Here is a 19,900-nt window from a genome sequence, read left to right as displayed (position 1 = left end):
CCAGAATGCCCGCGTCATCGTTAACGACCTTCGCGAGCAAGCCCGCTCCCACATTTGGACCGTGCCCGCTTTTGATTTGGCTTTTGCTCTTCAACACTCAAGCCGGCCGGTAGGCCGCTGTAAGAGCAGAACCGTCAGCGGCCGTTACCGCAGCAACGGATATGTACTCAAACCCGGCACGCTAAATCGACAACCCCTTGAAGTGCTCCTGTAAAAACTCTACACACGCCCGCAACTTCCCGGAGTAGGCCAGCCGCGTCGGGTACACCGCCCACACGTTGGCGCTCTGGGTGTAGTCGTGCAGCACCTGCACCAGTTTCCCTTGCTCCAGCAGCGGCTTCACATCCCACATCGAACGCAGCAACACGCCGCGCCCGTCCAGGGCCCATTGCAAGACGATCTCGCCGTTATTCGACGACAACGGCCCGCGCACGCGCACGCTGTCCTGCACGCCATCGCGCTCCAGGTGCCAGATGCCAAACGCGTTGTCGCGCTCCTTGAGCACCAGGCAGTCGTGCTGTTCCAGGTCGCTCAAGTGCTGCGGCACACCACGGCGTTCGAGGTAGGCGGGCGCCGCACACAGCACCCGCCGGTTACTCACCAGCCGGCGACCGATGTGTTGCCCGGGGATGTCGTCGCCCACGCGAATCTCCAGGTCGAAACCCTCGCTGACGATATCCACCACCCGGTCGAACAGGTCCAGGCGAATCTCCAGGTCCGGGTATTGTTCGGCCAATAGCGACAAGGCCGGTGCCACATGGTTACGGCCGAAACCGAAGCTGCTGCACAAATGCAGGTGGCCGCGCGGGCTGTCGTGGGCGTCGGAAAGCTCGTCGGACAACTGCTGGAAGTCTTCGAGAATCCGCACGGCCCAGCGCTGCACGCGCTCACCGTCTTCGGTCAGGGCGATACGGCGGCTGGTGCGGTGCAGCAGGCGGGTGGCGAGGGTGGTTTCGAGAATCTGGATACGCTTGCTGACGTAGGCCGGGGACAAACCCAGCTCGTCGGCAGCCGCAGCAAAGCCGGCCTTGCGGATCACGGTCAGGAATACCCGCAGGTCTTCAGGTAGGGGCACGGTATCTTTCTTGTTGTTCATCAGAAACAGGCATGGCGGCATGAACCGCCAGAATAGCACCGGTATGGCGAAGGAGTTTCTGTGGTGAGGGCGCTTGCTGTGGCAAGGGAGCTTGCTCCCGCTGGAGTGCGTAGCGCTCCCAAAGATCTTGGGGCCGCTGCGCAGCCCAGCGGGAGCAAGCTCCCTCGCCACAGGGGATTGGTGTTTAAGGGTTACTCGGCGGCGATCTTCGCCTGGGCGGCGGCCCGTGCATGGCGGCCGTGCTTGAGGGCGATGGGCGCCATTTTCTCGCGATCCAGTTCACCTTCCCAGGCCGCCACCACCAGCGCCGCCACGGCATTGCCGATGATGTTGGTCAGTGAGCGGCATTCAGCCATGAACCGGTCCACACCCAGGATCAGCACCATCGCCGCCACCGGCACCGTCGGCACCACCGCGAGGCTGGCGGCCAGCGCGACAAAACCTGCGCCCACCACCGCACCGGCGCCTTTTGAGGTAAGCATCGCCACCGCCAGCAGGGTCAGTTGTTGCTCCAGCGTCAGGTCGATATTGGTCGCCTGGGCCAGGAACAGCACCGCCAGGGTCATATAGATGTTGGTGCCGTCCAGGTTGAAGGTGTAGCCGGTGGGCACCACGATCCCCACCACGCCTTTGGACGCGCCAAGGCTTTCAAGTTTCTGGATCAGTTGCGGCAGGGCCGATTCGGATGAGCTGGTGCCCAGCACGATCAACAGTTCAGCCTTGATGTAGGTCAGCAGCTTGAAGATGCTGAACCCCACATACCGGGCGATGCTGCCCAGCACCACGGCGACGAAGAAAAACGCGGTGACGTAGAACGTGCCCACCAGTTTCAACAGCGGCAGCAGCGAGCCCAGGCCGTATTTGCCGATGGTGAAGGCGATGGCCCCGAAGGCCCCGATCGGCGCGACGCGGCTGATCATCCCGACGATGCGGAAGAACACTTCGCTGGCCTGGTTGATCACGCCGACCAGGGGCCGGCCCTTCTCGCCGATCATCACCAGCCCGAGGCCAAACAGCACCGACACAAACAGTACCGGGAGGATTTCGCCTTTGGAGAAGGCGTCGAAGAAGGTAGTGGGGATCACATGCATCAGGAACCCGGTGACGCCTTCGCCGTGTTCGGCCTGGCCGACAAAACCGGCGATGGCGGAGGTGTCGAGGGTCTTCACGTCGATATTGAAACCCACGCCGGGGTGCAGCAGGTGCGCGGCGAGGATGCCGATTACCAGGGCGATGCTGGAGACGATCTCAAAGTACAGCAGCGCCTTGCCGCCGACGCGGCCCACCTGCTTCACGTCGTGCATGCTGGTGATGCCGGAGACCACGGTGCAGAAGATGATCGGGCCGATGATCATCTTGATCAGCTTGATAAACCCGTCGCCCAACGGCTTGAGGTCGATGCCCACCTGAGGCCAGTGGTTGCCGATCAACACGCCCAGCACAATGGCGATGATCACCTGCACATACAGGGTTCCCAGCAGTTTTCTGATTGTCATTTTTATTATCTCGAGACGTTTTTTGGGCAAGCAGATCCCGTCGCAGGCTGTTTCAAGCCTGCGGGGCGGGATCGGTCAGGTCAGCGGTTCATAAAGGCTCAGCGAAGGAAGGTCAGGACTTCGCCGAGCAGCACTTCAGGGATTTCTTCTGCGATGTAGTGGCCGGCCGGCAGGGCCTTGCCACGTACGTCGGTCGCGACTTTCTGCCATTCCTTGAGGGGTTCGAAGCAGCGCCCGACGGTGCCTTCGGCGCCCCACATCACCAGCAGCGGCAGCTCCAGGTGGTTGCCCTTGTCGATATCGGCGCGGTCGTGCTCAAGGTCGATGCCGGCGGCGGCGCGATAGTCCTCGCAGATCCCGGTGGCGGTGCCCGGCAGTTTCAGGCAACGCAGGTATTCGGCGAAGGCTTCATCGGTGAACGGCTTGAGCCCGGCACTGCGGCTGCCCATGACGCTGCGCAGGTAGAGTTCCGGGTTGCCTTCAATCAGGCTCTCGGGCAACGGCGCCGGGCGGATCAGGAAGAACCAGTGCCAGTAGGCGCGGGCAAAGGCTTCGTCGGTCTGGGCGTACATGGACAGGGTTGGTGCGATGTCCAGCAGCACCATGCGCTGCACGGCCTTGGGGTGGTCCAGGGCGAGGCGATGGGCGACGCGGGCGCCACGGTCGTGGGCCAGCACCGAGAACTCGTCGAAGCCCAGGGCTTTCATCAGCTCGACGCCGTCGCGGGCCATTTCGCGTTTTGAATAATTGGTGTGATGGTCAATGGCGGCGGGCTTGCTGCTGTCGCCATAACCGCGCAGGTCGGCGGCGACCACGGTGAAGTGTTCGGCCAGTTGCTCGGCGACCTTGTGCCAGATGACGTGGGTCTGCGGGTGCCCGTGCAGCAGGAGCAGGCCGGGACCCGCGCCGCCTTTGCGGTAGCTGATGTCCACACCGTTGACGTGGCGCTGGTCTTTTTGGAATCCGGCGAACATGGAATGACTCCTTGTGATGATTGCTTGCATCCTGAAATCACACGGCGCCCGGGGCAAGGGGGAAAGCGTGGAGGGGTTGTTCATGAAGTGTGTTGAAGCCCGATCTTTCAGGCAGTGCAGGTCAACGGTGGGAGCTGGCTTGCCTGCGATGCAGGCAACTCGGTGTATCAGTCGCACCGAGGTGATGCCATCGCAGGCGAGCCAGTTCCTACCGTTGGGTTGCGTCGCCCAGGCGACTTCATCCTTGCTTGAACAACGCCTCGGCACGCTGGCGAACCTGCGCCTCGGTCAAGTCCTCCTTGCGCGTGGCCAGGAACCACACATGCCCGAACGGGTCTTTCAGCGTCCCGGAACGGTCACCGTAGAACTGATCCTTGGGTTCTGAAATCGCCGTGCCGCCGGCCTTGATGGCCTGGGCGAACTGTTGGTCGACATCTTGCACATAGAGATGCAGGCACACGCTGGGGTGTTCTTTTCCCGGGCTGCCGAACGACATTTCGCCACAGGGCGAGGCCATCATGATCGCCGAATCGCCAATGCGCAGTTCGGCATGGCCGATCTTGCCGTCGGGCATGTCCAGGCGCATGACTTCGGTGGCACCAAAGGCTCGTTTGTAGAACTCGATGGCTTCAGCGGCTTTGTCGATGCCCAGGTACGGCGTGATGCTGTGGTAGCCCTCGGGAATGGGTTTAACGCTCATATCGTTCTCCTTGATGGTGGTAGTGGAGGGACGGCTTTTTCACTATAGGCCACGTGCGCCGTGGCTTGCGGGCAGCCGACGAGGTGTTGCCCAGGCAACAGCAAACCGGCAGTTTGCTGCGCCAAGGGCGGTTTGCCGCGCGTATATCGGGAGCAAACCCTTGTGTTTGAAGGCCAGGCGCCTCAGGCACAGAAGCTGCAATGCCTCTGGCAAACCATTCGCCCGAGAGCGTTGTATGTCTGTACTGCCTGTATCTGCCGATTACCCGATTCACACGCCCCACGCCGAGTTGATCCGCGACGAGGCCCACGCACTGGCCGTTGCCCGCCGAGTCGCTGCCGTGTTGCTGGAACAGGACGCCGAGCGCGATCGCACCCGCCAGGTGCCTGCGGAGGTCGTCGACCTGTATTCCAACAGCGGTCTGTGGGGCATCAGCGTGCCCCGCGAGTTTGGTGGTGCCCAGGTGTCATACGCGGTGTTGGCCCAGGTGATTGCGATTATCTCGGCGGCCGACCCTTCGCTGGGGCAAATCCCGCAGAACCATTACTGCCTGCTGGAAGATATCCGCCTGCAAGGCACGCCCGAGCAGCAGGCGTACTTTTTTGGCCTGGCGCTGGAAGGGCATCGGTTTGCCAATGCGCTGTCGGAAACCGGCGGCAAGAACGTCCAGGACATCCAGGCGACCATTCGCCGGCAAGGCGATGGCTATGTGATCAACGGTCGCAAGGGTTATTGCACCGGTTCGCTGTATGCCCACTGGCTGGCGGTGCTGGCGCTGGATGAACAGCAGAATGCGCAATTGGCGTTCGTGCCGCGCGGCACCGCAGGCCTGGTGGTGGTCGACGACTGGGACAGCATGGGCCAACGCACCACCTCCAGCGGCACGGTGCTGGCCGAAGGCTTGAAGGTGCCGGCGTTCAATCTGTTTCCTACCCATCGTTCCTACGATTCGCCGACCCTGGCCGGGCCTTTCGCTCAATTGACCACCGCCGCCATCGATGCCGGCATCGCCCGTGCCGCGTTGCGTGACACGGTGCAGTTCGTCCGGCAATTCGCCCGTCCATGGATCGATGCCGGGGTGGAAAAAGCCAGTGAAGACCCGTTGACTATCATTCAGGTCGGCGCGCTGGATATTCGCCTGGAAGCGGCGGAAGCCTTGCTGGAGCGGGCCGGAAAGGCCCTGGACGCCGCGCGCCCGGCACCCGATGAAGACAACGTTGCCCACGCCTCCCTGGCTGTCGCGCGAGCCAAGGTACTGACCACTGAAATCGCCATTGAAGCCAGCAACAAGCTCTTCGAACTCGGCGGCACCCGCTCCACCTTGAAGAAGCACAACTTCGACCGTCACTGGCGCAATGCACGGGTGCATACCCTGCATGACCCGGTGCGCTGGAAGTATCACGTGGTGGGCAACTGGCTGCTCAACGGCGCCAAGCCACCGCGTCACGATTGGTCTTGACCCATGGCCGAGCTGTTTAAAAACATCTATTGGGCCGACATCGGCCAAGCCTGCCTGGAAACCCTGAGCATGCTCAGCGCGGCCCTGGGTTTTACCGTGCTGCTGGGGTTGCCGCTGGGGGTGCTGTTGTTCCTCACCGGCAAGCGCCAGTTGCACGAAACCCTGGTGGTGTATCGGGCGCTGTCGGTGGTGGTCAACGTGCTGCGCTCGCTGCCGTTCATCATCCTGCTGATTGTGCTGATCCCGGTGACCACCTTGCTGGTGGGCACCTCCCTGGGCGTGGCCGGCACCATTCCGCCGTTGGTGGTGGGCTGTACGCCGTTCTTCGCGCGGCTGGTGGAAACCGCCTTGCGCGAAGTCGACCGTGGCGTGGTGGAGGCCACCCAATCCATGGGCGCCAGCACCTGGCAGGTGATCCGCCACACGCTGTTGCCGGAAGCCCGGGGCGGGCTGCTGGCAGCGGTCACTGTCACCGCGATTGTGCTGGTGGACTACACCGCCATGGCCGGGGTGATCGGTGGCGGTGGCCTGGGCGACCTGGCTATCCGCTACGGCTATCAGCGTTTCCAGACCGACGTGATGGTGGTCACCGTGTTGCTGCTGTTGGTGCTGGTGCAGGCCCTGCAGATGACCGGTGACCGTTTGGTGGCGCATTACAGCCGCCGTTGATTCCTATAACTAATGCCTTCGGAGCAACCATGAAAAAATCCCTGGCCATCTTGGCCGCTGTCTTGTCCTTCAATGCCGTTGCCAACGAGACGCTGGTCGTCGGCGCCACGCCCGTGCCTCACGCCGAGATCCTCGAGTTCGTAAAGCCGGTGCTGGCCAAGGAAGGCGTGGACCTGCAAATCAAGGTCTTCACCGATTTCATCCAGCCCAACCAGCAACTGGCGCTGAAGAACATCGACGCCAACTACTACCAGTACCGGCCATTCCTGGATGACTACAACAAGACCCGGAATACCAACCTGGTGCCGGTGGTCGGTGTGCACATCGAGCCTTTCGGCGCGTACTCGACCAAGATCAAAAATATCTCGGAGTTGAAAGACGGCGCGACAGTGTCGATCCCCAACGACCCGGTCAACACTGGCCGCGCCTTGGTGCTGCTGGACGAAGCCGGCCTGATCAAGCTCAAGGACCCGAGCAACACCCTGGCCACGCCGCGGGATATCGTTGAAAACCCCAAGCACCTGAAAATTCGTGAACTGGAAGGTGCGTTGCTGGCCCGCTCGGTGAGCCAGGTGGACCTGGCGTTCGTGTTTGCCAACTACGCCCTGGAAGCAGGGATCGACACCAACAGCGCGTTGATCGTCGAGAAGGGCAAGAGCCTGTACGTGGAGTACCTGGTCGCGCGCCCGGACAACATCAATGACCCTGGCATCCAGAAACTGGCCAAGGCGTTGAACTCCGATGAAGTGCGCCAGTTCATCCTGACCCGCTATAAAGGCCAGATTGCCCCGGGATTCTAAGTCTGACGGCGATCAAAATGTGGGAGCGGGCTTGTGTGGGAGCGGGCTTGCTCGCGAAGGCGGTGGATCAGCCACTGCATCTGGCGACTGACACCCCGCTTTCGCGAGCAAGCCCGCTCCCACATTGATCGAGTGTTACCCCGCCATTATGTGGACGGCTCCAAGAGTTGTGCCCCAGGCCCGCGCTCACCCAGCACGTCGTCGTGATTGCGCAACGGGCACGCCTCCAGCGACAGGCACCCGCAGCCAATACAGCCGTTGAGTTTATCCCGCAGCAACATCAGTTTTTCGATGCGCTGGTCGAGGTCCTCACGCCATAGCGCAGACAGGCGCTCCCAATCGGCAGCGTTGGGCGTGCGGCCATCGGGCAAGGTTTGCAGCGCGTCATGGATCGTCGCCAGGGGAATGCCCAAACGCTGGGCAATCTTGATCACCACCACCCGGCGCAACACATCCCGCGGATAGCGCCGCTGGTTGCCGGCGTTGCGGTGGCTCTTGATCAATCCCTTGGTTTCATAAAAGTGCAGCGCGGTAACCGCCACGCCACTGCGGGCTGCCAGTTGGCCGACGGTGAGTTCTTTGGTGACCATGAAAAAGCCCTTGACCTTGACTTAACTAGAGGTTTTACCCTGCGTGGCATCGAATCGCAAGATTGTGCCTACAGTGAGAGGGGAATGTTCATGCAGGTATTAGAGAAGAGTCTGAGTTTTACCCAGATGGTCGAATTCCACATCGAGCCTCAGCAGCAATCGGCTTTGGTGGCGGCCCTGTCATCGCAAAGCGAGCGCCTGGCCCAGGGCCATGGTGGCTTTATCAATGCCAGCGTGCAGGTCAGTGATGATGGACGCCGGGTGCTCAGCTACCTGCAATGGCGCTCCCGCGAGGAGGGGGAAGCGGCCTTCAAGTGTTTTGAGCACGGTGAGGAAGATTTCTGGACGCTGATACGCGCCCACCAGGCCACGGCGGTGACCTTCGGTTCGTTCCAGGTGCTGCGCAGCATCGAGCGCAGCCATGACAACGCTCTGCACTGCCGCCTAAATTGACAGATGCAGCATGCGCTCGCCCTGTACGTTTTCGCCGGGGCGTCGCTTGTTCACCGCCAGCTCGCCGATCTTGATCAAACGGGTACGGGTCACGTTGCGGCTCAGGCCCAGCAGGTTGGCGGTGTGCACCTGGTTGTAATGGCTGAAGCGGTAGGCGGCGCGCAGCAGCGCATCCTCGACCTTTTCATGCAGGGCCCCGGCCTGTTCCTCGAAGAGCTTTTGAAAGGCGCGTTCCAGCAGGGCTTCGGCGCTGTTGTCGGTGCCGTGCTGGCTGTCGTCCTGACGCTCGATGCGCATGTTCGACAGGCGCAGGTCGTCGCGCTCGATCACCCCGTTGCGGCAGATCAGCAGGGTGTGGTGGATCACGTTTTCCAGCTCGCGGATGTTGCCTGGCCAGCTGTAGCTTTTGAGCTTTTGCTCGGCCTCGCGGCTGATGGTGATCGGGCCGTAACCCAGGCGCTGGCTGTAGGCTTCGATGAAATGCCGGGTCAGTGGCAGGATGTCACCGGGCCGATCCCGCAGGGGGCTGAGTTCGAGGCTGACCACGTCTAGGCGGTAGTACAGGTCTTCGCGGAAATGCCCGGCATTGATGGCTTTCTCCAACTGAACGTTGGTGGCCGCCAATACCCGCACGTCGATGGGAATGCTTTTGCGTGAGCCCAGGCGCACCACTTCGCGTTCCTGCAGTACCCGTAGCAGCTTGACCTGGATCGCCATCGGCAAGTCACCGATTTCATCGAGGAACAAGGTGCCGCCGTCCGCCTCTTCGAACCAGCCGGCCTTGGCACTGAGGGCGCCGGTGAAGGCGCCTTTTTCATGGCCGAACAGCTCGGCTTCCACCAGGGATTCGGAAAACGCGCCGCAGTTCACGGCCACGAAGGGCCGGTTGCGCCGGGCGCTGAGGTTGTGGATATGGCGCGCCACCAGCTCTTTACCGGTGCCGGTTTCGCCGATGATCAACACGCTGGCTTCGCTGGGCGCGACTTGCTGGATGTGCGCCAGCAGCGCCTGGGATTTGGGGTCTTCGAAGACCTGGGCCGTGGCGCGGATCGAGGTCGCAAGAGCGGGCGAGGGCGGTAAGGTTAAAAGCTGCATGGGCACCTCTTCTAGGAGTAGAACGTGGGAATCGGCAGGGACTGGTTCAACGCCCAGTCCCCCAGTTCGTGGAGCTTGTAGTCCACCGGGTCGTGCAAGGTTTGCGTGCGCAGGTTGCGCCAGTGCCGGTCCAGGCGCAGCGAGGCGTGGGTGGAGCGCGCGCCGGTGACTTCGAACAGGCGGCTGCACAGTTCCAGGCCGTTGCGGGTGGCGGCGACTTTGGCCGTGGCGATGGCGATGGCCAGCTCGCCGCGCTCGCTTTCACTGAGGCTCGGGCCCTTGGCCCAGGCCTGGTCCAGCAGTTCGGCGGCGCGTTCCACCAGCAGGCGCACGCCTTCCAGCGCGACCCAGAATTCGCCGTAGTGGTTGAGCACGTACGGGTCCTGGCGAATGTCCTGCACCGTGGATTTATGCCAGGGCCGGGTTTCGGTCAGGGTGTAATTCCTGGCTTCGGCAAAGGCGCCTTCGGCGATGCCGAGGAACATATGGGTGAAGGTCAGTTGAGCGATCAGCGGGCGCAGGCAGGCGAAGGGCGTACTCAGCGGGCCGGGATCGAGGAGCAATTCCGACTCTTCCACGCGTACCCGTTCGAAGCTGGCGCTGCCGCTGTCGGTCTGGCGCTGGCCGATGTTGTTCCAGTCATTGTGCAGGGTGATGCCACTGCGCCCGCTGGGGATGGCCGCGATCAGCAGCTTGCCGCCGGCGCTTTCATCCACCGCCGAGGCGATCAGCATTTCCGAGTCGCTGGCACCGGAGCAAAAGCTCTTCTTGCCGGAGAATTCGCGCCAGCCGTTGTAGGCTTTGACCACAGTGCGCGTGTCCAGCGGGTTGAGGGCGTTGCCCCAGAACCAGTTCTTGCGCGCGGTTTGTTCGAACCAGGGTTGCCATTGCTCCGGGCGTGAGAACAGTCGCACGGTGGCGAGCATCAGGTGATGAAAACCGAAGACGTGGGCGATAGAGCTGTCGACCTTGGCGAATTCGCGCACGATCTCCAGGGTTTCGCTCCAGCGGGCGCCGAGGCCGCCGTATTGGGTGGGAATGCTCAGGGCCAGCAAGCCGCTTTGGCGCAGGGCGTCACGTTCGGTCTTCGGTGTGCCGCCGCGCTCGTCGCGTTCGACGGCAGTGAGGGCAAATTCGGCGGCCAGCAGTTTGGCGGTCTGCAAGGGTGAGGGCAGGACGCTATTGGGTTTGGCTGTCACGCGGTATTCCTCATGGTGTGCCGGGGCGTGCCCCGGCAGACGGCAGGTCAGGCCTTGGCTTTTGCCGGCAGGACGTCGTTGGCAATCATTTCGCCGAACGGCCCGGTGAGGTTGGTGACGCCGCGCCCGGCCAGGCTGGCGTAGGGTTCCGGCAGCAGCGGGAACACCAGTTCGGCAAAGCGATACGCCTCTTCCAGGTGCGGGTAGCCGGAGAAGATGAAGCTTTCGATGCCCAGGTCCGCGTATTCCTTGATGCGCTCGGCGACTTGCTGAGGGTTGCCCACCAGGGCCGTGCCCGCGCCGCCACGTACCAGGCCGACGCCGGCCCACAGGTTGGGGGCGATTTCCAGGTTGTCGCGGCGCCCGTCGTGCAGGGCGGCCATGCGCCGCTGGCCTTCGGAGTCAAAGCGCGAGAAGGATTTTTGCGCGGCGGCGATGGTTTCGTCGCTGATGTGCTCGATCAGTTTGGCTGCGGCTTTCCAGGCGTCTTCTTCGGTTTCGCGCACGATCACATGCAGGCGAATCCCGAATTTGACGGTGCGCCCGTGGCGGGCGGCGCGCTCACGCACGTCGGCGAGTTTCTCGGCGACGGCAGCCGGTGGTTCGCCCCAGGTCAGGTACACGTCGACTTGTTCGGCGGCGAGGTCGTGGGCAGCGTCCGAGGAACCGCCGAAGTACAGCGGTGGATATGGCTTCTGCACCGGTGGGTAAAGTGCCTTGGCGTTCTGCACGCGCAGGTGTTTGCCTTCGAAATCCACCGATTCGCCTTGCAACACGCGGCGCCAGATCTTCAGGAATTCGTCGGTCACTTCGTAGCGTTCGCTGTGATCGAGGAAGCTGCCGTCGCCGCGGTTTTCGTCGGGGTCGCCGCCGGTCACCACGTTGATCAACAGGCGGCCACCGGACAGGCGGTCGAGGGTGGCGGCCATGCGGGCCGAGACGGTTGGCGAGATGATCCCCGGACGAATCGCCACCAGGTAACGCAGGCGTTCGGTCAACGGCACCAGCGCCGAGGCAATCACCCAGGAGTCTTCGCAGGAGCGGCCGGTGGGGATCAGCACGCCGTGGTAGCCGAGGTTGTCGGCGGCCTGGGCGACTTGTTTCAAATAGTTGAGGGTGACCGGGCGAGCGCCCTGGGTGGTGCCCAGGTAGTGGCCGTCACCGTGTGTAGGCAGAAACCAGAAAACATCCATGACAAATCCTTAAGCGATTTTCAGCAGAGAGGTGGGATGCGCGGCAAACAACGGCGCGGCGCGTTCTGCAGCAAGGCGAATGCGGGCCTTCAAGGGCTCACTGGTTATGTGGTAATCGGTGAAATCGGCCTCGGTGGCGTACACGCCAATGGGCAAGGTCAGGGCCTGGAAGAAACTGAACAGCGGGCGCAACTGGTGATCGAGTACCAGGGCGTGGCGTTCGCTGCCGCCGGTGGCCGCCAGCAACACCGGGGTGTTGATCAGGGCGTTGAGGTCGACCAGGTCGAACAGGTGCTTGAGCAGGCCGGGGTAGGAGCCGCGATACACCGGCGCGGCAACGATCAGCAGGTCGGCCTGTTCGATGGCCTGCAGTTGCGCTTCGACGTCGGCGGGCAATTCCTGGCGGGACAGTGCGCCGCCCAGCGGCCGGGCAATGTCGCCCAGTTCGATCAGGGTGGCCTGGATCGGCAATTGATCGGCCAGTTCGGCCAGCACCGCCTGGGTCAACACCAGGGTGCGGGACGGACGCCAGGTTCCGCCGGAGAGGGCAACGACATTCAGTGGACGGGTCATCAACAGTTCCTTTTTCAACAGTGGCTCAGGGCAAGAGCAGTAGCAGGGCTTGAGCAAGAGCTGTACCAAGCTGTGCAGCCCTTGACTGGCGTGGCCTCTGTGCCAGGTGTTGGAAAATGGTGGTGTTGTCTGCCTGGTGTTTTGTTGAATGACTGTTGCCTGGGCAACAGTTGCCAGGCGAACAGTGGCGTGAGTGTTGAGGCCATTTATAGAGGGTTGTGTTTATTCCGTAAATGAACGTATTTCCATATTTATAGATCTACATGGAATATAAGGCGCGACTATCAGAAGTGTCGCAAAGGTTGATAGCGACTATCACGGCTGATGATTTTTCACCGTGCAGGTGCGGGAGTAGCCTGTACTCATTGACTTCAGCCCGTTTCGCAGGACCTTCGCCATGAACCGTTTTCTCGCCATTTTCGTATTGCTTGTCACCTCAGTCCTTGCCGGTTGTGCGACACATTCGTCGCCCGAACTGCGTGGCTACTCGGCCGAGGAGAGCAAGGAACTGGCGCTTGAAGCCCTGAGCCGTCGAGGCCTGTCATTTGATGAATACCAACAGAAGAAAGCCGAACTGACCGGCCAGCCACGGAACACCTTCGGTTTCGACCGTCAGGGTGAGATGAATGCCGAGCGCAGCATGACGCTGCACGGTCGCCCCAGTTGAGTCAGTGGCGAGGTCTGAAGAGCCCGAGGTTTCCTACAGGAACCTCGGGCTTTTTGTTTGCCATCCGTTTCCCGGAGCCTGTTAAGCTGAATTTCAGGAGCGTTCCTACGCACTTTTAAATAAAGTGGTCTTTCTTTAACGGCACGGGATCAGGTAAACCATCTTCCTTCCTGATTGCGGCCCCTGAGACGTTGTTCTCGGGAACCTGCTCTGCGAGTCTTTAACGTCATGAATAAACGTCCGCTGTATTTCGACTACGCCGCCACCACGCCGGTGGATGAGCGGGTCATCCAGGTGATGGTTGAGTGTCTGGGCTTCAATGCCAACTTCGGCAACCCTGCGTCCAGTTCCCACGCGTTCGGCCAACAGGCCCGGCAAACGGTTGAGCAGGCACGGGGCCAGGTGGCTGAGTTGGTCGGCGCCGAGCCGGCACAGATTGTCTGGACCTCCGGTGCCACCGAGTCCAACAACCTCGCCATCAAGGGCGTTGCCCAGGCGCGCGGCGTGGCCGGCGGGCACATCATCACCAGCCAGATTGAACACAAGGCCACGCTCGACACCGCTCGCCAGTTGCAGGAAGCCGGGGTTGCCGTGACGTACCTGGTGCCGGACGCCGAGGGTTTGATCAGTGTCGAGGCGGTGAGCGAAGCATTGCGTGAGGACACCTTCCTGGTGTCGCTGATGCTGGTGAACAACGAGCTGGGCACCCTTAACGATATCCGGGCGATTGGCGCACGCGTGCGCGAGCATGGCGCGCTGTTTCACGTGGATGCGGCGCAGGGCGCAGGCAAGGTCGAGATTGACCTGGCCGAATGGCCAGTGGACCTCATGTCATTTTCCGCACACAAACTCTATGGTCCCAAGGGTATCGGCGCGTTGTACGTCGGCCCACGTGCGCAGCAGAAAGTGCTGGCGCAGATTCACGGCGGTGGCCATGAAGGTGGTTTGCGTTCGGGCACCCTGGCAACTCACCAGATTGCCGGCATGGGCACCGCGTTTGCCCTGGCGGCAGCGTCCTTTGCTGAAGAAAAGGCGACCATCGTTGCCTTGCGCGAGCGCCTGCTGGAACAGCTGAATACAATTGCCGGGGTGCGCCTCAATGGCAGCCTTACCCAACGCATTCCCCACACCCTGAGCCTGACGTTCAGCGAAGGCGAGTTCAATTCCGCCGCCTTGAGCGCGGGCATTGCCTTCTCGGCCACTTCGGCCTGCAATTCGGCGAGCAATGCACCGTCTCATGTGCTTCTGGCGCTGGGCCATGATGCCCGCAGCGCAGGTCGCACCATTCGCTTGAGCCTCGGGCGGTTTACCACCGAGCAGGATATCGATCAGGCGGTACAGCTGATCAAGGCGGCACTGGCCAGCGCACCGGCGTTCTGGGCCGTTTGACCCCATAACAATTATTAGTGGTTAGCAGGAGACACGATGAGCACACAGCCTTTGACCCATGGAACGGTTCCCCAGCGCCTGGCGCACACCCGCGAACTGATGAGCCGCGAGGGCATTCATGCCCTGTTGGTGCCGTCGGCGGACCCGCACTTGTCCGAATACCTGCCGGGTTACTGGCAGGGCCGTCAGTGGTTGTCGGGTTTCCATGGGTCGGTGGGCACGCTGATTGTTACTGCGGATTTTGCCGGTGTATGGGCAGACAGCCGCTATTGGGAACAGGCGACCAAGGAACTCAAGGGCAGTGGCATCGAGTTGGTCAAGCTGCAACCCGGCCAGCCCGGGCCGCTGGAATGGCTCGCGGAGCAGACGCCGGAAGGCGGCGTGGTGGCCGTTGATGGTGCGGTCATGGCCGTGGCCTCGGCGCGCACCCTGGGCAGCAAGCTGGAGGCACGTGGTGCACGCTTGCGCACGGATATCGACTTGTTGAATGAAGTCTGGCAAGACCGTCCAACCTTGCCGAACCAACCGATCTATCAACATCTGCCACCCCAGGCCACCGTCAGCCGTGGCGAGAAGCTCGCAGACCTGCGTGCCAGCTTGAAGGAAAAGGGGGCCGACTGGCATTTTATCGCGACCCTGGATGACATTGCCTGGCTCTTTAACCTGCGGGGTGGCGACGTTTCGTTCAACCCGGTGTTTGTCTCGTTTGCCTTGATTGGCCAGCAGCAGGCGACGCTGTTTGTGGCCCTGAGCAAAGTCGACGCCGAGCTTCGCGCGGTGCTGGAACAGGATGGCGTGACCCTGCGCGATTACAGCGAAGTCGCAGCGGCGTTGAAGGACATTCCTTCGGGCGCGAGTGTGCAGGTCGACCCGGCCCGGGTGACCGCCGGCTTGCTGGAAAACCTGGGCAGTGGCGTCACGCTGATCGAGGGGCTTAACCCGACCACCTTGGCCAAATCGCGCAAGAGCCTGGCGGACGCCGAGCACATTCGCCAGGCCATGGAGCAGGATGGCGCGGCCCTGTGCGAATTCTTCGCCTGGCTCGACAGTGCGTTGGGCCGTGAGCGCATCACCGAACTGACCATTGATGAGCACCTGACGGCAGCGCGTACCCGTCGTCCGGGTTATGTGTCGCTGAGCTTCAATACGATTGCCGCATTCAACGCCAATGGCGCGATGCCGCACTATCACGCGACCGAAGAAGAACACGCGCTGATCGAAGGCGATGGCTTGCTGCTGATCGACTCCGGTGGCCAGTACCTGGGTGGCACCACCGACATCACGCGGATGGTGCCCATCGGTACACCAACCGAAGAGCAGAAGCGCGATTGCACGCGGGTGCTCAAAGGTGTGATTGCCTTGTCCCGCGCGCATTTCCCCAAGGGCATTCTCTCGCCGCTGCTTGACTCGATTGCCCGTGCGCCGATCTGGGCCGAGGGTGTGGACTACGGCCACGGTACCGGTCATGGCGTCGGCTATTTCCTCAATGTGCATGAAGGCCCGCAGGTGATCGCCTATCAAGCCGTCGCCGCACCGCAAACCGCGATGCAGGCCGGCATGATTACGTCCATCGAGCCCGGCACTTACCGTCCGGGGCGTTGGGGTGTGCGCATCGAGAACCTGGTGTTGAACCGTGAAGCGGGCAAGACCGAGTTTGGCGAGTTCCTCAAGTTCGAGACACTCACCCTGTGCCCGATCGACACCCGTTGCCTGGAGCCGTTATTGCTGACGGTGGAGGAGCGCCAGTGGTTCAACGATTACCACGCACACGTCCGTGAGCGCCTGAGCCCGCTGCTCAGCGGTGCAGCGCTGGAGTGGTTGCAGGTGCGCACGGCTGCGATCTAGCCCAGCGCTTCGCGCACAAAGTCCAGGCGATCCTGGCCAAAGAACAACTGGTCGCCGACGAACATACTGGGGGCACCGAATACGCCACGCTGAATCGCGTGTTCGGTGTTGTCCTTGAGGGTTGTCTTGACTTCGTCATCGTTGGTCAGCGCCAGGACTGCTTCAGGATCAAAGCCGTGTTCGGTCAGCACTGCGGCTACCACAGACAGGTCTCCCATGTGTCGGCCTTCGACCCACAGTGCGTGGAACAGGCAGTCGATGAAGTCGAGAAAGCGTTCGGGCTGGCGCATTTGGACGCCGGTGACCGCACGCATCAGCATTAATGTGTTGATGGGAAAGTGCGAATTGAACTTGAGCGGAACGTGGTAGCGCTGGGCGTAGCGTGCCAGGTCCTGGAACATGTAGCGGCCTTTGGCGGGAACGGTGGCCGGTGATGCATTGCCGGTGGCCTTGAACACCCCGCCCAGCAGCATTGGCTTGTAAATCAGCTGGGTGCCGGTTGCAGCGCACAGGCCTGGAAGTTGGGTATAGGCCAGATAGGTGGCAGGGCTGCCGAGGTCGAAGAAAAATTCTACTGTTTTACTCATGCTGGATACTCGCAGTTTATTGTTATGGGGCGTGCTTACCAGGGTTCATTCCAGGGGCGCAGGTCCAGCTCGAAGGTCCAGGCGTCCCGGGGCTGGCTGTGCAGGTACCAATAGTTATCGGCGATGTGGTCCGGATTGAGAATGCCGTCCTGATCCTTGAGGGCGTATTTTTGCGGGAAGTTGTCGCGGATGAAGTCGGTGTCGATGGCGCCATCCACGACGACGTGGGCGACGTGGATATTCCGTGGGCCCAGTTCGCGAGCCATGCTTTGCGCCAGTGCACGGATCCCGTGTTTGGCTCCAGCGAACGCGGCAAAGCCGGCGGCTCCACGCAACCCGGCCGTGGCACCGGTAAACAGGATGGTGCCGCGGTTACGGGTGACCATGCGCTTGGCCACTTCCCGCGCGTTGAGGAAGCCTGAGAAACAGGCCATCTCCCAAATCTTGAAGTACTTGCGGGCGGTTTCTTCCAGGATGCTGCACGGCACATTGGCGCCGATGTTGAACACGAAGGCTTCGATGGGGCCCTGCTCGGTTTCAATCCGCTCGATCAGCGCGATAACGTCTTCTTCCTTGCGGGCATCGCAGGCAAAGCCATGCGCCTCGCCACCTGCTGCGTGGATGCTATCCACCAAGGGTTGCAGTTTATCGGCGCTGCGCCGGGTGACGCAGGCGACGTAACCCTCACGGGCGAAACGCTTGGCGATGGCACCACCTGTGGCATCGCCGGCACCCACTACCAGTACGATTTTCTTGTTGTTCGTCATGGGAGATCCTTTAGTAAACGATCGTTTGCCAAACGAACGTTATGCTACGATCCAGCAGGCGTCAAGCTGACAGCACAGTGGAGGAAGCGATGCGATATTCGGCTAGTCACAAGCAGCAAACCAGGGAAAAGCTTCTGGACAGCAGTGCGGCACTGGCGAAGAAAGAGGGTTTTGCCAGTGTCGGGGTGGATGGCTTGATGAAGGCCATTGGCTTGAGTGGCGGTGCGTTTTATAGCCACTTCGCTTCGAAGGATGAATTGTTCAGTTCGATTGTCGAGCGTGAATTGAGCCACAGCCTTGAGCGATTGAATGGCGACGGGGTGCAAAGCCGTGAGCGGCTGGATCGCTGTTTGAAGTTCTACCTGAGCATGGCCCATGTGGAGCAATCCGAAGCCGGATGTGCGTTGCCGAGCCTGGGGGCGGAGATTGCGCGATCTGATGTGGCCGTTCGTCAACAGGCGCAGGACTGGATTTGCCGATTGCAGGTGGGGTGGGCAGCAACACTGGGCAGCGAGGCCCTGGCGTGGTCGATTCTGTCGCAATGCATCGGCGCCCTGGTGGTGGCGCGGATGATGGTCGACCCGCAGGTGCAGGCACAGGTCCTGTCATCGAACTACGAGGTGCTCAGCCAGCAGCTGTCGAGGCTGTGAGGTCATCGACAGTTACTTGCAGATGACAATCATGCTTCGGCTTGTGTAGCCGGCGGGGTTAAGACCGAACGGGTAGTCGCCTGGGTCTTCGGCGTTGTCCCCCGACTTGGCGATGACTTTATAGCCTTTGGCGCCACACGAATTAGCTGCACTGGCGTAGCACTGGTCCCAGGAAGAGGACAGGCCTGAGCAGTTGATATGCAGGCCCTTCTTTCCCCGTTTTACTTCGGTCTTGGTGGTCGCGGCACAACCTGCGATTGCCACAATCATGAACAGCATCAAAATTCGCTTCATTACTATCCTTAATAGCCGCCTCGCTTAAGTGCACGAAGCTGGCTTTGCTCGCTCTCGAGTGTAGCGTTCATGATGTCCTTATCGAAAATCTCCATGAATGACACTGGGTTACGACCTAAACATGGCCTAATTGAGCGGCAAATGCCATAGCTACGTCAAATCCTGAATCAATCGGCTGGAACGAGTGGTTTTGATTCGTTACGCATGGTCAGGGTTGCACCCACCGAGGCCAGGATAATGCAGGTGATGGCCAGCCATTGCGCCAGGGACAAGTGCTCTTGAAGGAAAAACAGCCCGGACAGGGCGCCGAACGCGGGTTCGATACTCATCAGGGTTCCGAACGTGCGGGCTGGCAGGCGAGTCAGGGCGACCATCTCCAGGGTGTAGGGCAGGGCGGTGGATAAAACCGCGACACCAATGGCGATCGGGATCAGCGAGGGTGTGAGGAGTGCGGCGCCCGCGTGGACGATACCTATCGGTGCAACAAACAACGCTGCAATCATTACGCCGAGGGCCGCAGTCTGAACGCCATTGTCGGCGCCGGCCTTTTGGCCAAACAGAATGTAGAGTGCCCAGCACGCACCTGCGCCGAGTGCATAGGCGGCGCCTGTGAGGTCAATGCCGCTGCTGGCTTCGCCCACTGGGATCAATAGCAGAAGTCCGACAATCGCCAAGGCTATCCAGAGAAAGTCTACGGCGCGTCGCGAAGCGTAGATGGCTACTGCCAGTGGGCCGGTGAATTCGAGGGCTACTGCAATTCCCAGCGGAACGGTACGCAGCGACATATAGAAGAGGAAGTTCATTCCCCCCAGCGCCATCCCGTAGACGATCACCGTCTGCAACGACTTGGCTGTCAGCTTGGCGCGCCATGGGCGTAAAAGGAGCAGCATGATCACACTGGCGAAAATCAGGCGCAGGGTGGTGGTGCCCTGGGCGCCCACGATGGGGAACATGCTTTTGGCGAGTGAGGCGCCTGATTGAATAGAGGCCATGGCAATGAGTAGCAGGCCGACCGGAAACAGTGTCGAAGCCAGGCTACGCGGGGAAGTGGTCATTGAGGGTATTCGTCCGAGGTCGTATTGAAAGAAACCGAGTGGCTATGATGCTTAACTGTTGAGCGTTGAGCAATATATTGCTCAGTTAGTTAAGGGTTCCTTCCTATATAGACGAATTCCGTGATTGTGGGGATGGATTGATAGAAAAGCTGAATTAAGGGTTGACGGCAGATTCTGGAAGTCTATAATTCGCCCCACTTCCGGCGCAGTCGAAACGGAAAACTCCTTGGTAAACAAAGAGTTATGTAGGTTTCGACAGCGAGCCGCTTCAGATCATCGAAGCCCAGAAGGAGTTAGTAAGGCAGTGTTGTTTGGCCCTATTAACGGTTCGATCTTCTCGGTCGAAAGC

At 61.1% G+C, this 19,900-nt stretch carries 21 protein-coding genes; 8 read left to right on the top strand and 13 right to left on the bottom strand.

What is annotated here, in order from left to right; genetic code table 11:
• Window positions 1–181: 181 nt before the first annotated feature.
• The 4 genes from HX805_RS19645 to HX805_RS19630 all read right to left on the bottom strand — a co-directional run bounded on the left by HX805_RS19645 (window position 182) and on the right by HX805_RS19630 (window position 4,266).
• A complete protein-coding gene (locus HX805_RS19645) occupies window positions 182–1,096 on the bottom strand; it encodes a LysR substrate-binding domain-containing protein (protein ID WP_173883068.1) in 915 nt (304 codons plus the stop codon).
• 191 nt (window positions 1,097–1,287) lie between these two features.
• Window positions 1,288–2,592 (bottom strand): C4-dicarboxylate transporter DctA, encoded by a 1,305-nt coding sequence (gene dctA, locus HX805_RS19640; RefSeq protein ID WP_003207293.1) that lies wholly within the window; start codon window positions 2,590–2,592, stop codon window positions 1,288–1,290.
• A gap of 98 nt (window positions 2,593–2,690) precedes the next feature.
• Entirely contained in the window at window positions 2,691–3,566 is an 876-nt protein-coding gene (locus tag HX805_RS19635; protein WP_008430843.1) for an alpha/beta fold hydrolase, read from the bottom strand.
• 238 nt (window positions 3,567–3,804) lie between these two features.
• Entirely contained in the window at window positions 3,805–4,266 is a 462-nt protein-coding gene (locus tag HX805_RS19630; RefSeq protein WP_003210114.1) for a VOC family protein, read from the bottom strand.
• Between the two features lie 235 nt (window positions 4,267–4,501).
• Between HX805_RS19630 and HX805_RS19625 the strand changes: the two genes are divergently transcribed.
• The 3 genes from HX805_RS19625 to HX805_RS19615 are packed head-to-tail and all read left to right on the top strand — an operon-like array spanning window position 4,502 to window position 7,194.
• Entirely contained in the window at window positions 4,502–5,725 is a 1,224-nt protein-coding gene (locus HX805_RS19625; RefSeq protein ID WP_177055873.1) for an SfnB family sulfur acquisition oxidoreductase, read from the top strand.
• Between the two features lie 3 nt (window positions 5,726–5,728).
• On the top strand, window positions 5,729–6,394 hold the full coding sequence (locus HX805_RS19620; protein ID WP_008430846.1) for a methionine ABC transporter permease: 666 nt from the start codon (window positions 5,729–5,731) through the stop codon (window positions 6,392–6,394).
• Window positions 6,395–6,423: 29 nt separating this feature from the next.
• Entirely contained in the window at window positions 6,424–7,194 is a 771-nt protein-coding gene (locus tag HX805_RS19615) for a MetQ/NlpA family ABC transporter substrate-binding protein (RefSeq protein WP_102369600.1), read from the top strand.
• Between the two features lie 146 nt (window positions 7,195–7,340).
• Here the strand turns inward: HX805_RS19615 and soxR are convergent, their stop codons facing one another.
• On the bottom strand, window positions 7,341–7,784 hold the full coding sequence (gene soxR / locus HX805_RS19610; RefSeq protein WP_008430848.1) for a redox-sensitive transcriptional activator SoxR: 444 nt from the start codon (window positions 7,782–7,784) through the stop codon (window positions 7,341–7,343).
• A 90-nt stretch (window positions 7,785–7,874) separates the two neighbouring features.
• Between soxR and HX805_RS19605 the strand changes: the two genes are divergently transcribed.
• Window positions 7,875–8,237: an antibiotic biosynthesis monooxygenase gene (locus HX805_RS19605; RefSeq protein WP_032898632.1), complete on the top strand. Its 363-nt coding sequence runs from the start codon at window positions 7,875–7,877 to the stop codon at window positions 8,235–8,237.
• On the opposite strand, the gene HX805_RS19600 is transcribed toward HX805_RS19605, so the two are convergent.
• From HX805_RS19600 to msuE, 4 genes are read right to left on the bottom strand one after another with little or no spacing between them, the layout of a single operon-like run.
• Complete coding sequence (locus HX805_RS19600; RefSeq protein ID WP_003210127.1) at window positions 8,229–9,332, bottom strand: sigma-54-dependent Fis family transcriptional regulator; 1,104 nt, start codon at window positions 9,330–9,332, stop codon at window positions 8,229–8,231. The two genes, HX805_RS19605 and HX805_RS19600, sit on opposite strands and share 9 nt — an antisense overlap.
• An 11-nt stretch (window positions 9,333–9,343) precedes the next feature.
• Window positions 9,344–10,531, bottom strand: a complete 1,188-nt coding sequence (locus HX805_RS19595; protein WP_003210129.1) for an acyl-CoA dehydrogenase family protein — start codon at window positions 10,529–10,531, stop codon at window positions 9,344–9,346.
• Between the two features lie 47 nt (window positions 10,532–10,578).
• On the bottom strand, window positions 10,579–11,724 hold the full coding sequence (gene ssuD / locus HX805_RS19590; protein ID WP_177020570.1) for an FMNH2-dependent alkanesulfonate monooxygenase: 1,146 nt from the start codon (window positions 11,722–11,724) through the stop codon (window positions 10,579–10,581).
• Window positions 11,725–11,733: 9 nt separating this feature from the next.
• Entirely contained in the window at window positions 11,734–12,297 is a 564-nt protein-coding gene (msuE, locus tag HX805_RS19585; protein ID WP_003210131.1) for an FMN reductase, read from the bottom strand.
• Window positions 12,298–12,694: 397 nt separating this feature from the next.
• Here msuE and HX805_RS19580 point away from each other — a divergent pair, with 397 nt between their 5' ends.
• From HX805_RS19580 to HX805_RS19570, 3 genes are all read left to right on the top strand, one after another.
• Window positions 12,695–12,964, top strand: a complete 270-nt coding sequence (locus HX805_RS19580) for a hypothetical protein (protein ID WP_177081329.1) — start codon at window positions 12,695–12,697, stop codon at window positions 12,962–12,964.
• A gap of 228 nt (window positions 12,965–13,192) precedes the next feature.
• The gene (locus HX805_RS19575) at window positions 13,193–14,353 is read left to right on the top strand and encodes a cysteine desulfurase family protein (RefSeq protein WP_087695274.1); all 1,161 of its coding nucleotides are present in this window, start codon (window positions 13,193–13,195) and stop codon (window positions 14,351–14,353) included.
• A gap of 36 nt (window positions 14,354–14,389) precedes the next feature.
• Window positions 14,390–16,198 (top strand): aminopeptidase P family protein, encoded by a 1,809-nt coding sequence (locus HX805_RS19570; RefSeq protein WP_177081331.1) that lies wholly within the window; start codon window positions 14,390–14,392, stop codon window positions 16,196–16,198.
• On the opposite strand, the gene HX805_RS19565 is transcribed toward HX805_RS19570, so the two are convergent.
• Entirely contained in the window at window positions 16,195–16,785 is a 591-nt protein-coding gene (locus HX805_RS19565) for a 2-hydroxychromene-2-carboxylate isomerase (RefSeq protein ID WP_177028803.1), read from the bottom strand. The genes HX805_RS19570 and HX805_RS19565 overlap by 4 nt on opposite strands.
• A 35-nt stretch (window positions 16,786–16,820) precedes the next feature.
• Window positions 16,821–17,552: an SDR family oxidoreductase gene (locus tag HX805_RS19560; protein WP_102369597.1), complete on the bottom strand. Its 732-nt coding sequence runs from the start codon at window positions 17,550–17,552 to the stop codon at window positions 16,821–16,823.
• Window positions 17,553–17,641: 89 nt separating this feature from the next.
• Here HX805_RS19560 and HX805_RS19555 point away from each other — a divergent pair, with 89 nt between their 5' ends.
• On the top strand, window positions 17,642–18,202 hold the full coding sequence (locus HX805_RS19555; protein WP_003210141.1) for a TetR/AcrR family transcriptional regulator: 561 nt from the start codon (window positions 17,642–17,644) through the stop codon (window positions 18,200–18,202).
• A gap of 12 nt (window positions 18,203–18,214) precedes the next feature.
• Here HX805_RS19555 and HX805_RS19550 read toward each other — a convergent pair whose 3' ends face one another.
• Both HX805_RS19550 and rhtA read right to left on the bottom strand, forming a co-directional pair.
• Window positions 18,215–18,496: a hypothetical protein gene (locus HX805_RS19550; RefSeq protein ID WP_003210144.1), complete on the bottom strand. Its 282-nt coding sequence runs from the start codon at window positions 18,494–18,496 to the stop codon at window positions 18,215–18,217.
• A 167-nt stretch (window positions 18,497–18,663) separates the two neighbouring features.
• Window positions 18,664–19,551, bottom strand: coding sequence for a threonine/homoserine exporter RhtA (gene rhtA / locus HX805_RS19545; RefSeq protein ID WP_003210146.1), 888 nt, complete (start codon window positions 19,549–19,551; stop codon window positions 18,664–18,666).
• Between the last annotated feature and the right edge of the window lie 349 nt (window positions 19,552–19,900).

The sequence above is a fragment of the Pseudomonas sp. G5001 genome, assembly GCF_013385475.1.
GTDB lineage: Bacteria > Pseudomonadota > Gammaproteobacteria > Pseudomonadales > Pseudomonadaceae > Aquipseudomonas.
This window is presented reverse-complemented; position numbering and strand designations above follow the sequence as displayed.

Excerpts from the sequence above, each read along its gene's own strand:
- HX805_RS19605 (WP_032898632.1), top strand. The coding sequence starts at position 7,875 with ATGCAGGTATTAGAGAAGAGTCTGAGTTTTACCCAGATGGTCGAATTC.
- HX805_RS19575 (WP_087695274.1), top strand. The coding sequence starts at position 13,193 with ATGAATAAACGTCCGCTGTATTTCGACTACGCCGCCACCACGCCGGTG.
- HX805_RS19620 (WP_008430846.1), top strand. The coding sequence starts at position 5,729 with ATGGCCGAGCTGTTTAAAAACATCTATTGGGCCGACATCGGCCAAGCC.
- HX805_RS19635 (WP_008430843.1), bottom strand. The coding sequence starts at position 3,566 with ATGTTCGCCGGATTCCAAAAAGACCAGCGCCACGTCAACGGTGTGGAC.
- HX805_RS19580 (WP_177081329.1), top strand. The coding sequence starts at position 12,695 with ATGAACCGTTTTCTCGCCATTTTCGTATTGCTTGTCACCTCAGTCCTT.
- HX805_RS19565 (WP_177028803.1), bottom strand. The coding sequence starts at position 16,785 with ATGAGTAAAACAGTAGAATTTTTCTTCGACCTCGGCAGCCCTGCCACC.
- HX805_RS19645 (WP_173883068.1), bottom strand. The coding sequence starts at position 1,096 with ATGAACAACAAGAAAGATACCGTGCCCCTACCTGAAGACCTGCGGGTA.
- HX805_RS19570 (WP_177081331.1), top strand. The coding sequence starts at position 14,390 with ATGAGCACACAGCCTTTGACCCATGGAACGGTTCCCCAGCGCCTGGCG.
- HX805_RS19625 (WP_177055873.1), top strand. The coding sequence starts at position 4,502 with ATGTCTGTACTGCCTGTATCTGCCGATTACCCGATTCACACGCCCCAC.
- HX805_RS19555 (WP_003210141.1), top strand. The coding sequence starts at position 17,642 with ATGCGATATTCGGCTAGTCACAAGCAGCAAACCAGGGAAAAGCTTCTG.
- HX805_RS19600 (WP_003210127.1), bottom strand. The coding sequence starts at position 9,332 with ATGCAGCTTTTAACCTTACCGCCCTCGCCCGCTCTTGCGACCTCGATC.
- HX805_RS19560 (WP_102369597.1), bottom strand. The coding sequence starts at position 17,552 with ATGACGAACAACAAGAAAATCGTACTGGTAGTGGGTGCCGGCGATGCC.
- HX805_RS19550 (WP_003210144.1), bottom strand. The coding sequence starts at position 18,496 with ATGAAGCGAATTTTGATGCTGTTCATGATTGTGGCAATCGCAGGTTGT.
- rhtA (WP_003210146.1), bottom strand. The coding sequence starts at position 19,551 with ATGACCACTTCCCCGCGTAGCCTGGCTTCGACACTGTTTCCGGTCGGC.
- soxR (WP_008430848.1), bottom strand. The coding sequence starts at position 7,784 with ATGGTCACCAAAGAACTCACCGTCGGCCAACTGGCAGCCCGCAGTGGC.
- HX805_RS19615 (WP_102369600.1), top strand. The coding sequence starts at position 6,424 with ATGAAAAAATCCCTGGCCATCTTGGCCGCTGTCTTGTCCTTCAATGCC.
- dctA (WP_003207293.1), bottom strand. The coding sequence starts at position 2,592 with ATGACAATCAGAAAACTGCTGGGAACCCTGTATGTGCAGGTGATCATC.
- HX805_RS19630 (WP_003210114.1), bottom strand. The coding sequence starts at position 4,266 with ATGAGCGTTAAACCCATTCCCGAGGGCTACCACAGCATCACGCCGTAC.
- ssuD (WP_177020570.1), bottom strand. The coding sequence starts at position 11,724 with ATGGATGTTTTCTGGTTTCTGCCTACACACGGTGACGGCCACTACCTG.
- msuE (WP_003210131.1), bottom strand. The coding sequence starts at position 12,297 with ATGACCCGTCCACTGAATGTCGTTGCCCTCTCCGGCGGAACCTGGCGT.